At 59.0% G+C, this 10487-nt stretch carries 10 protein-coding genes; 5 read left to right on the top strand and 5 right to left on the bottom strand.

Annotation, left to right across the window (positions count from 1 at the left end; genetic code table 11):
• Both C8D82_RS17390 and C8D82_RS21700 read right to left on the bottom strand, forming a co-directional pair.
• Nucleotides 1-2921, bottom strand: a 2921-nt coding sequence (locus C8D82_RS17390; RefSeq protein ID WP_133245271.1) for a hypothetical protein, incomplete at its 3' end; no start/stop codon positions are given.
• A 26-nt stretch (nt 2922-2947) separates the two neighbouring features.
• The gene (locus C8D82_RS21700; RefSeq protein ID WP_207776171.1) at nt 2948-3643 is read right to left on the bottom strand and encodes a type II secretion system protein; all 696 of its coding nucleotides are present in this window, start codon (nt 3641-3643) and stop codon (nt 2948-2950) included.
• Between the two features lie 429 nt (nt 3644-4072).
• Here C8D82_RS21700 and C8D82_RS17380 point away from each other — a divergent pair, with 429 nt between their 5' ends.
• The 3 genes from C8D82_RS17380 (at nt 4073) to C8D82_RS17370 (ending at nt 6675) form a co-directional block, all read left to right on the top strand.
• Nucleotides 4073-5152, top strand: a complete 1080-nt coding sequence (locus tag C8D82_RS17380) for a GntR family transcriptional regulator (RefSeq protein ID WP_165833162.1) — start codon at nt 4073-4075, stop codon at nt 5150-5152.
• A 12-nt stretch (nt 5153-5164) separates the two neighbouring features.
• The gene (locus C8D82_RS17375; protein ID WP_116885560.1) at nt 5165-5848 is read left to right on the top strand and encodes a helix-turn-helix domain-containing protein; all 684 of its coding nucleotides are present in this window, start codon (nt 5165-5167) and stop codon (nt 5846-5848) included.
• Nucleotides 5849-5940: 92 nt separating this feature from the next.
• Complete coding sequence (locus C8D82_RS17370; RefSeq protein WP_116885559.1) at nt 5941-6675, top strand: acyl-[acyl-carrier-protein] thioesterase; 735 nt, start codon at nt 5941-5943, stop codon at nt 6673-6675.
• Here C8D82_RS17370 and C8D82_RS17365 read toward each other — a convergent pair.
• From C8D82_RS17365 to rplM, 3 genes are all read right to left on the bottom strand, one after another.
• Entirely contained in the window at nt 6666-7406 is a 741-nt protein-coding gene (locus tag C8D82_RS17365) for a hypothetical protein (RefSeq protein WP_116885558.1), read from the bottom strand. The two genes, C8D82_RS17370 and C8D82_RS17365, sit on opposite strands and share 10 nt — an antisense overlap.
• Nucleotides 7407-7541: 135 nt before the next feature.
• Nucleotides 7542-7940: a 30S ribosomal protein S9 gene (gene rpsI / locus C8D82_RS17360; RefSeq protein ID WP_116885557.1), complete on the bottom strand. Its 399-nt coding sequence runs from the start codon at nt 7938-7940 to the stop codon at nt 7542-7544.
• A 9-nt stretch (nt 7941-7949) separates the two neighbouring features.
• Nucleotides 7950-8381, bottom strand: coding sequence for a 50S ribosomal protein L13 (gene rplM / locus C8D82_RS17355; protein ID WP_116885556.1), 432 nt, complete (start codon nt 8379-8381; stop codon nt 7950-7952).
• A gap of 374 nt (nt 8382-8755) precedes the next feature.
• On the opposite strand from rplM, the gene C8D82_RS17350 reads away from it, so the two are divergent.
• The gene (locus tag C8D82_RS17350) at nt 8756-9697 is read left to right on the top strand and encodes a hypothetical protein (protein ID WP_116885555.1); all 942 of its coding nucleotides are present in this window, start codon (nt 8756-8758) and stop codon (nt 9695-9697) included.
• A gap of 2 nt (nt 9698-9699) precedes the next feature.
• Entirely contained in the window at nt 9700-10440 is a 741-nt protein-coding gene (locus C8D82_RS17345) for a TrmB family transcriptional regulator (RefSeq protein WP_116885554.1), read from the top strand.
• Nucleotides 10441-10487: the final 47 nt, after the last annotated feature.

Genomic DNA, 10487 nt, shown 5'->3' with positions numbered 1-10487 from the left:
GTCTGGTAACGGTCGGCTCCGGAAAGTTTCATCACTTTGCCGGACATATCGCCGGAGAAGGTCATCACTTCGCACTGCGGAGCGACGATCTTCACAGTTTTCGCCTTCGAATCGAGCGTGATCTGCCCGCCTGCACTCGTGATGACTCCGTTTTTCCCGAGCTTGTCGAGAGCGGCGCGGGCGGCGACAGGAAGCCTTTCCTCCCAACCGGCATTAAGCGCATCGACCTTCCACACGCCGGGGAACGAAGCGGCGGCGCCGAGCGTGCCGATCCGGCCGTAGAGGCCGAGTTCGGTGAACTCTGCCGGATAATCGCCGGCGCTTCCCGGAGTTCCTGCCAGCGCGCGAATCTGTTCCGGAGTGCAGGTAAAGGCGAAAGCCGGCCCGGCGGGACGAATAAAACCGCGCATGAAAAGCAGATTGCTGATGCGTTCCGCCAGCTGCGCCTGCGGATCGTTGACGTGATCGAAGCCGCGCGGTACATCAACCGTTTTCATGTAATCCCGACTGTGCGACCAGGCGAACCGGTAGAGTCCGTCCCAATCCTGCAGTCCGGCGTAGCCTCCAATCAGCGGAGCCGCTTCAACCCGATACGGATTCGGGTTGCTGAAATTGAATTCAGTAACTGTGTACGGCTTGCCGAAAATCCTTGCCGGCATCATATCCCGCGGGAGCTCCGCGCGATTTGCAATGCACGAATTATTGTTGAAACCATACGGCAGCTGCCAGTCTTGCACCGGAAAAGACGGCCCATCCCAATACTGGTGATTGTCCACGAAATCCAGATGCTCGCGCACTTCATTCATCGTGAACTTGCTGAGCATGTTGAGGTCGGTGATCAGCGCAGTCAGCTTCAGCTCCTCCTTCAGGAAGCGTTTCTGCTCCTCAATACTCCTGATCTGGAGGTCGTTCAGAAATTCGATAAAGAGACCGCCGCGGGAGGCGCGGTTCTCCGGCGTGTCGAGTCCTTTCGTCTTCAAATACTCGACATATTTTTTCTCGAAAAGCGGAACAAGCGCAGAATTACTGTTCCAGCCGAGGATAAGCGGATTTTCATTTACGAGATTCAGCGAATAGAGCGCCGGGTCCTCCGCGTAGGTCAGGCCGGTATACGGATTCCGGTGAGTCAGCAGCCGCCGGGCGAACTCCTTCCAGTTATCCATCGCCGATTCGCTGATCGGAATCAGGGTCTTCATCGCGAAACCATGCAGAGAGTACCCTTTGAACTCCTTCACATCTTTGTTTATATCGACGATACGACTCGCGTAAAGGTCAAGGCAAAGGTAGATGCCATGTTTTTTGAGTTCTGCGAACAGATAGTCGAACTCATCAAGCGCTTTCGGGTTGAAAGTCAGCTCCGGGCGGAAATCAAGCAGTTCGTTTTCAAAGTGGTGAAAACGGAGCGAGTTGTATCCGAGCCGGGTCAGCTTCGCCACGAAATCATCGGCAAGCGCCTTGTCGAGGCAATTCGACGAGCCGACCAGATTAGTACCGAAGAACCGGATTCGTTTTTCCGGCGCATCACGGAAGGCGAAGTGGCCATCTTCGGTGACAATGACCGGACCGTATTTGCCGGCCGGAGCGTCGAGGTAAACCGAAAAATCGAGCGCCGAACCCGCCACGGTATTGCCGTTGAATTCCAACGGCAGCCAATCCTTGCCCTCGGCAAGGTACGACGGAGTCTCGACCTGCCGGAGATTCAGCATGCGATCGCCGAGTGCGGCACCGACAATCATCCAGACGGCGTTGGAACCGTCCGCTGCTTTGAAAGTCAGCCTGGACGGAGTGGCACCGACCGAAAACTGCGACAGGTAAAGCCCGACGAAAGACTCCTCTTTTTCCCCGGTCCAGGCGACGGCGCCATTTTCAAGACTATAGGGCGGCCACCAGTTACCGACATCGCGGCCGGCACGCACCGGAATTTCTTTCGTTCCGCCATCAGCATACTCCGCAATGATCGTGCCGATCGGCATCTGCGCCGGCGTCCAAGCTGAAGCGTGCAGCAAATACAGATACCGGAACCCCTTGCCAGCCCCGTCGGGCGCAACGCTTTTCTCCGCCGGGAATTTTTTCTGCCCGGATGAAAGCACGAGACAGGAACGCCCGCCGTTCCGTTCCGGATCGACGATATCGAAATCGATGCCGAAAACAGAGAGTTTTCCGAACTTCATCATACGCAGATCGGCGGCCGGTCCCTGATCAGTCCAACCGCCCTCCCCATCGTTGGGCGTCTCATCCCTGAACCCCATATTGAACGCCTCTTTGAGATCAATCGGCACGATACGCGGCGATTCGACCTGAATGCTCAAGTCGATGGAAGCCTCGCCGATTTTTCCGGAAACCGGAGTCGTCCCAAGTCTGAACTCGTAATACCGGCTGCCCCATTTCCGGTTGTCCTGAATCTGCAGCAGGAAGTCGCCTTCAATAACAACAGTCCTGTCGCCACTGCCGAACCGGAGCGAACACACCTTTTGGCTGAAAATGGAAATTTTCTCGAACTCTTGCGGCAATACAATCTTTTGACCATCAGCCCAAACATCACCCGCTTCGCTGCTCGGCATGATCATGGTCAATGCAAGAACCGCGGTATCCACCGGCGGGACCGCCGTGAAACGGGCGGAATAGGCGATTCGGCCGTTTTCGGCCGCAACCGCCGAAATCGCGGAATGGAAGTTCTTCCATTTGCCGGAAGTCTTGAACCGCTCGGGACTGCGCTGCGGGAATCCGGCGTCCACTTTGAAATTGTCCGCCTGAAGAGTTTCACTGCGCCAGTCGGAGGCATACCAGGTCCAATGCAGAGTGAGTTTTCCGACGGTCAGGTTGCCGAGGTCATCGACGGCGGGGCTGACAGGCAGCCGGTCGGCAGCCGCAACTGCCACGGCCAGCAACACCAGCAGACCGGTAGTCAATTTCTTCATCATCACCCAAACTTTCTTCTCGTCCAATCTCATTCGGCAGCCCAGGCGATATCTTCTTTCGGGCAGGTGGTCTCTTCCAATTTCCCCTCGTTCGCCATCGATGCATGACCGTCTCCCCAGGCGGCGGAGAACCCCGTACTGCTATGTCCGCGCCACGGAGCGCTTGCCCAGCCGCAGACAGTCTTCAGATAAAGTCTCGCCCAAGGCTCTCCCTGATCATTTCGCCCGTCGGCAAGAAACAGGAAGTTCGACGGCTGCTTTATCGGCTTGAAATTAATCGCGGAATGGCTTGCATCGCGAATAATCCGGTAGGGGCTGGCCGACGACTCGCCATAATATGTTCCATTGATCTTGACCGCGCCCAAATAATTAGCGGGATAGGCGAACATATTGATCTTCCAGTCTTCCACTCCTCCAGCAAGGTTTCCCGCAGAGAAGTTGACATCGGGGCAATTGAGCGCCTTCCAGTCGCCGCGTCCGACCAAACCGGCTTTGAACAGAGCTCCCGCCCATTGTTCCCAGTCCCCCTCGCAAGTGATCATGCCGTTGTAACTGTCGAGATACTGCTGCGTATAAAGCATCATCTGTTTGAGATTGCTGATGCAAGTGGTTCCGCGCGCTTTCTGGCGCGCCTTGTTCAGCGCCGGAAGCAGCATACCGGCCAGAATCGCAATAATCGCGATCACGACGAGCAACTCAATTAAAGTAAATTTTCTTGTTTTCATTTTGTAATCTTTCCTTTATTCCTCATAAATTAAAGTCATTTTCCTCACTGCAATCAAGCAGACTATCAATAACAATTAAACTATCTTTCTACCTCGTCTTTTTCCCGTTGAATTAATTCTCTCCCATGAATGCTTATTGATTTCAATCGACAAACCGGCGTTTTATTTATTTTATTATGACGGATTCACTTCCCAAAGTCAAGCGATCTTCCAGAAAAATCAGATTAAATCGAATTAAGCCACTTTAATTCACTTTTGCCGGAATACATAAATCAGCAATAAAGACCATCGCAGAGTCGGACTTGATCCGGGCAACGCGGCTTAAAGCGGTTTAATCTGATTTACGGCGCTTTTCATCACGGCGTCCTTGACTTCCCGGAGAAGATGACGTATACTGTAAAAAACACATCCTGTTTCGGAGTTGACGGCATGGTTATGAATCTGGAAATCAATACTGCGGTTCCGCACGGCGAACTCGCCAAATCTCTGGCGGACAAGTTGCGCTTTTACATCGCCGACACGCCGGTCCCGGTAGGCGGGCGGCTGCCCTCCAACCGGGAGATCGCCCGCTGCGCCAACGTGAGCCAGGTGACGGCCCGGATGGCGGTGATGTCGCTGCTCCGGGAGGGGATCGTTGAAACGCGCGGGGGCTGCGGCACCTACGTGGTGAAGCATCCCGCCGAACTGCCGCTGGGCCGCACCGGAAAACCGCGGCGGATCGGCATCGTCCTCTCCCCGTGGGATTCCGAAGCCGAACTGGTCTGGAATATCCGCGACCTGCTTTCCGAGGTGATCGGCAGCATCAGCGCCGGGGAGTGCAAGCTGGTGATCCTGACCTACGCGCAATGGCAGGAGTACGCCGCGACCGATCCCGCCCGGGTCATTCTGGAAAACGGCCTTGACACATTGGTCTGGTTCTATGCCGGATCGTGCGAAATCGCCTTCATCGCCCGCATGGAGCAGCAGGGCGTGCGGCAACTGCTGTTTCACCGCCGTCCTCCCGGACTGCACTCACCGGCGATCTTGTACGATGACGCGGGCAGCATCGGCGATATTCTGTCGCAGCTTTCGGAGGAGGAACGGCACCGGACGCTGATCATCTCCGGCGATCCGGCCATGCCGCCGTACAGCTACCGGCTCGACGCCTGGAAGCAGCAGTGCGGCAAACCGGACGCCGACCGGCTGCTGACTCTGCCGGAGGCCCCTTTCCCGCAGTGGACCGGACTGGTTCTGCGCCACGAACTCGAACGGCTGAAACCCAAAGCGGTGGTGGACTTCGCCGGATATATCAATCCGCTGTCGAAACTGGGAGAGGAGTTCTTCCGAAAGCTCGGCCGACCGAAGATTTTCAGCTTCACCCCGCCTGCCGCGTGGCAGGGCGAACACCAACTGCACTACACCTGCTACGAACCGGAACCGCGCGCCATGAGCAAGGCGCTCCGCAGTTTCTTCCAATTCGGCGAAATGGCGGCAACCGTTTACCTGCCGCTGTACCGCCGCCAATACTGAGGAATCCGGCTCATGAAAGTGTTTCAGGAAGGATTGAGGCTGCTGCTCGAACTGGCGCGCCGCCGGGGCGCTCCCGCAACGCCTTCCTCGCTGTCGGAAGCGGTCGGCATCAACCCGTCCACCGCCCGGAAGCTGCTTGAGGATCTGGTTCTGACCGGATTCGCCGAACAGAGTTCCAAGCGAGGCGGCTACACCCTCGGCCCGTCGGCGGGTTATCTTCTCTGCGGCGGGCGATACCGGAATGAGGAACAGAAAAAGTGGGTCGCTCCGCTGCGGGAGTACGCCCTCGGCCATCAACTGCCGGTGCAGATTTCGATGCAGCTGAATTCCGGACGCACCGTCCTGCTGGCGTTCGACGGGAACGGCACGGAAACAACCGGCGGCTTCCCACCGTTTCTGGACGATCTGTACACCTCCGCCGCCGGTCGGCTGCTGCTGGCGCTGGCTCCTGAAACCCGCCGCATCCATCTGATCTGGGAGCACGGCATTCCCGCCGCCGCCCAGTGGCCGGAAGTCGCCGGGGACAAGCAGAAATTCACCGCCGAAATCACCGATATCCGCCGGAACCGCTCCGTGCGGTTCGCCGGGGAAACCGCCTTCGCTTTTTCCGATGAATTCGTCCTCTCCGCTCCAGCGGCCGGGGAACATGAACTCCGCCCGCTGGCGGCGACGCTTGCCGGCGAAAAACTCCCGTAATCCGCCCTTTCCGCAGGCTCCGCGCTTTACAGCCGCCGAAAACCGGCTATATTACAACAAAGGGAATCGGAGTCCCGGAAGAGGAGGAATCAATGGAATATCGCATTTATCGGGAAAATATCCGGGTACGGCACCGCGAAGCGGACCGCAACGGCCGGTTGAAACTGTTGAGCTGGTTCGACTTCCTGCAGGAGGCCGCGGCCAACCATGCCGCCCGGCTCGGCGTCGGGCTGAACGCCCTGACCGAACGCGGCCAGCTCTGGGTGCTCTCGCGCCTGAAGCTGGAAATCCGCCGTTCGCCGCAGATCGGAGAAGAACTGACCGTCGAAACCTATCCGAGCGGCGTGAACCGGTTGTTCTTCACCCGGGAATTTCAGGTTTTCGACAAAAGCGGCGAAGTGATCGCCCGCGCCTCCAGCGCGTGGCTGCTGCTGTCGGCGGCCAAATTGCGACCGCTGCGCCCGGATCAGCTCCCCTGCCCTCTCCCCGACAACTCGGATCTGCCGGTCCATTTCCGGCTGGACGAAAAACTGCCGGGGGACGATGCGCTTGCCGAGGAGTTTGCGGTGCCGGTCCGCTTCTCGATGGAGGATGTCAACGGCCATCTGAACAACGCCGAATACGCAGGGCTGGTGCAGGATTACGTGATGTGGAAAACCGGTGAGGAGCCCCACTTCCAAATCGTCGAGCTGGCTTTCCTCTCCGCCGTCCGCGCCCCGGCCTCGCTGCATATCGCCGGGGCGGTCGACGGGAACCGGCTGTTCGTGCAGGGACGGAATGACGAAGGCGCGCTGAGTTTCACCGCCCGCGCCCTCTTTCAAAGCTGATCCGGCCGCGCTCCGCCGGGACAAACGCATTCCCCCGCGACGGAGCGCCATTTCCGCCAGCCCCATGCGGCCAGAACCGCCAGCGCCCCGAACGGAAGGCGGTAGCCCCAATCTTCATAATGATAGAGATTCTGCTCCGTCATCACGCCGCACGCCGAAGAAAACTCCGCCAATGCGAACAGCGTCCACAGAAACCTGCGCCGGAAGCAGCCGCTTCCCCAGATCACGATCAGAGCCGCCGGTTTCAGCAATCCGCTCAACAGATTCCAGAATTGCAGCCAGATGAACCCCGCGCTCTTGTTGGACCAGTCCCAGCGGTCGGCCTCCTTCATCCCGTCCTGAATCGAGAGCGAAACCGGCGGCAACCGCCATGTCGCCACGCCCTCAACTTCCAGCCGGTCCTCCCGCCACCGGAGCCCCTGCACGGCACCGCAACCCGAGGCGAGCATTTCGCCATGCCGGTTGCGCAGCACAACCAGTCTGGAGGATTCGCCGCCGGACGGTGTCCCGGCCTGCAAAGGAAGCGCATAGATTTCAACCCGGTAGGCCCCGCAGGGAGAATTTTCAACTTCAAGAAGCCGCGCATTTGCGTGACATCGGTGCAGCACCACCGGAACCGCCGCAACAGCCGATACCGCAATCAGTGCGCTCCACGCAATCCAGTTGCGCCGGAATCCCCGCAGGATCGCCCCGCAGAACCGCTCCGCCAATCTCATGATCCGGGCCAACATCTGCCGCCTCCTTTCCATTCACCCTATTATACTGTCTTCACGCAGAAAATACCACTGCCTGCTCCGCAAAAAACACAAAAAAAGAGCAGCCGCAACGACTGCTCTTTTTCGATATTGCCGCAGTTCGGCGAAGCGTCAGCGCTTCGAGAACTGGAACCGGCGGCGCGCTCCCGGCTGACCGGGCTTTTTGCGTTCCTTGACGCGGGCGTCGCGGGTCATCATGCCGGCCGCCTTCAGGGCGGGACGGAGCGTTTCATCCATCTTCACCAGCGCGCGGGCGACACCGTGACGGAGCGCACCGGCCTGACCGGCCATGCCGCCGCCGACGATGCTGGCGACGATATCGACTTTGCCTTCGGAATCGCTGGCCTTCAGGACCTGCGCGACATAGCCGCAAAGCGCTTCACTGTTGAAGTATTCGTTCATTTCCTTGTCGTTCACGACGACTTTGCCGGTGCCGGCTTTGATCCGGACACGCGCCACCGCGCACTTACGCCGACCAGTGGCCCAAATTTCATCAGTCTTCTTAACCATAGCGATCCATTACTCCACAGTAACTTTAGTCGGCTGCTGCGCGGTGTGCGGATGTTCCGCGCCGGCGTAAACCTTGAGCTTGCTGAACTGAGCGCGGCCGAGACGGCCGTGCGGCATCATGCCCCAGACCGCGTCCTTGATGAAACGTTCGGGGTTGCTGGAACGCAGTTCCTTGGCGGTGCGTTCCTTGCGGCCGCTGCGGTACCCGGTGTAGTCCACGTAGACCTTCTCCTCGCCCTTGCGGCCGGTGAAGACGGACTTCTCAGCATTGATGACGATGACGAACGCGCCGGTATCGACGTGCGGAGTATAAGTCGGCTTATCCTTGCCGCGCAGCGCATTCGCGATGCGGACGGCGAGACGGCCAACCGGAGCTTCCGACGCATCGAACAGCAGGTATTCCCGCTGGATTTCGCCGGTTTTTGCCAGATAAGTTTTCATAACTTGTAAATGCCCGTAATAAATGATTGTTTTCCTACGCTGCCGCCCGGATACGAAGTGTTTCGCACATCACCCCATACGGACGAACCGTGAAAATTCCCGTTCCTCCATCCGGCAGTGATGATCGGGTACCGCGTTCAGGATTCCACAAGATTTTATTAAAATATCACACTTTTCAGAAAATGCCAGCGGCTTCCCCGTGAAATTTCCGAAAAAATCGGCGGCGGGAACGCGTCACGGCGCCGGAGTACGGAATATAGCCGCTCTCCGGCTGTTTTTCCACGGCTGCGCCCGATTTTTTTCCGCGCCGGGTTTGATATCGGCGGTTCCGGCGCTAAATTATAATAATAATGTATGATCACGCGGGGAACCTTATGGTAAAATTGGCGGAACGGGCAATTCTGATTCAGGAGTTCGACGGCAGCCGGACCGTATTCGATCCGGTCGGACTGCAGACCAGACTGATCAACTGTTTTCTGGCGGCGGGCCTGCGCGAATCCAGCTATATGGCGGAGGATATCGCGCTGGCGGTCGAATACACGCTGCTCAACAGCCCGCGCCCGGATTCCGTGTTCGGCCGCGGCGAGCTGGGCGCCGCCGTGGTGCGGATGCTTGAGGAAACCGGCTTCCCCGACGTCGCGGCGCTCTTCCGGCGCAACGGCGGCGAAACCACGGTCACCATCGACGCCGAGCCCGGCCCGGTCACCGATCTGCTGCACAAATTCCTCGCCTGCCCGCCGGAACGCTTCCAGCGGGTGGTCGATCAGGTCTGCAATGCAACCCGGCAGCTGAACATCAGAAGCGCCAGCCCGCATCTGCTGCTGGAACTGGCCCGGTACTACGAGCGGCTCGCCGAATCCGAACAGCCGCCCGCGGAGGTCATGGAAGCCGCCGCCGCCCACACGGTCAGCCAGTCGGAGATCACCGCGCTGCTGCCGCCGGAGGTGCGCGAACTGGTCGATGCCGGAGTGATCCGGGTCAACGGGATTTCCACGCTATTTCCCTGCATCCGCTTCTTCTTCATCATGAACCGGTTCGCAGAGAAATTCGCTTTGACCGCCCCGGTCACCGAGCTGGAGATCGGGCCGCTGCTCTACCGGATGAGCGCCATGCTGGAAAAGGCCCGCGCCGCGATCGAAGCCAGCCTGAAAACGCCGGAACCGCTGCCGCTCTATCTGGCGGTGCCGGACATGCTCGACTTCATCGTCGTCTACCTCGGCGGCGAGCGGAGCCGTTCCGAGAAGCTCGGCCGGGAGCTGGCGCGCGCGCTGGCGGCGGATTTCACCCGCGACGTCTACAAGCTCTCGATCAGCTGACGATGAGTTGCCTGGAACAACTGACCCGACTCGGGCTGAACGGCAGGCAGGCCAACGTCTACATCGCGCTGCTGCAGCTCGGCACCGCCTCCGCGATCGAAATCGCCAAGGCGACCCGCTACAAGCACCCGACCGTCTACGACGTGCTCGACGTGCTCAAGGAACGGCGGCTGGTCGCGGAGAGCTTCTCCGGCGGACGCAAGCTCTTCACCGCCGAAGACCCCGAAAACCTGCTCGAGGAGGAGAACCGCCGCCGTCAGGCGCTCGACGCGGTGCTCCCCGATCTCAAGGCGCTGTACGACCAGCAGGCGCACCGTCCCAGAGTGCGCTTCTATCAGGGCGAGGAGGCCTACCGCGCGATCAACCGGCAGCTGCTGAATGTGAAGTCCGGGGAGTATTTTTACTTCGGTTCTGTGCAGGAGATGTTCCAGTTCTGCACGCCGCGCGACCATGAGGAGTACGTCAAAGAGCGGGTGCGGCGCGGCATCCGCTCCTACGCGATCCGGGTCCGCTCCCGCGAGGTGGACTGGGACTACATGCGCCCCGGAGAACAGAACCTGCGGCAGGTCCGCTACCTGCCCCGCAATATCTTTGAGGACGTGGCTTCGCTTTATCTGTTCGACGACACCGTCGCGGTGATGTCCGCGCTCAAGGAGAACTATTCGATGAGCATCGAGAGCCGCGAACTCTTCACGCTGCTCAAAACCATCTGGAACTGCATGTGGGAGACCGCCGAAGAGTAGAACCTCCTTCGGCCCTTTCTTCTCCTCTCTCAAGTAATTTTCGCTGA

Origin of the sequence: Victivallis vadensis, from assembly GCF_003096415.1 — a bacterium.
Classification (GTDB): domain Bacteria; phylum Verrucomicrobiota; class Lentisphaeria; order Victivallales; family Victivallaceae; genus Victivallis; species Victivallis vadensis.
The sequence above is the reverse complement of the archived record's forward strand: the minus strand, read 5'-3'. Positions and strand labels throughout refer to the sequence as shown.

Coding starts and splice junctions, on each gene's coding strand:
- rpsI (WP_116885557.1), bottom strand. CDS start 7,940: ATGGTTAAGAAGACTGATGAAATTTGGGCCACTGGTCGGCGTAAGTGC.
- C8D82_RS17365 (WP_116885558.1), bottom strand. CDS start 7,406: ATGTTGGCCCGGATCATGAGATTGGCGGAGCGGTTCTGCGGGGCGATC.
- C8D82_RS17370 (WP_116885559.1), top strand. CDS start 5,941: ATGGAATATCGCATTTATCGGGAAAATATCCGGGTACGGCACCGCGAA.
- C8D82_RS17380 (WP_165833162.1), top strand. CDS start 4,073: ATGGTTATGAATCTGGAAATCAATACTGCGGTTCCGCACGGCGAACTC.
- C8D82_RS17375 (WP_116885560.1), top strand. CDS start 5,165: ATGAAAGTGTTTCAGGAAGGATTGAGGCTGCTGCTCGAACTGGCGCGC.
- C8D82_RS17350 (WP_116885555.1), top strand. CDS start 8,756: ATGGTAAAATTGGCGGAACGGGCAATTCTGATTCAGGAGTTCGACGGC.
- rplM (WP_116885556.1), bottom strand. CDS start 8,381: ATGAAAACTTATCTGGCAAAAACCGGCGAAATCCAGCGGGAATACCTG.
- C8D82_RS17345 (WP_116885554.1), top strand. CDS start 9,700: ATGAGTTGCCTGGAACAACTGACCCGACTCGGGCTGAACGGCAGGCAG.
- C8D82_RS21700 (WP_207776171.1), bottom strand. CDS start 3,643: ATGAAAACAAGAAAATTTACTTTAATTGAGTTGCTCGTCGTGATCGCG.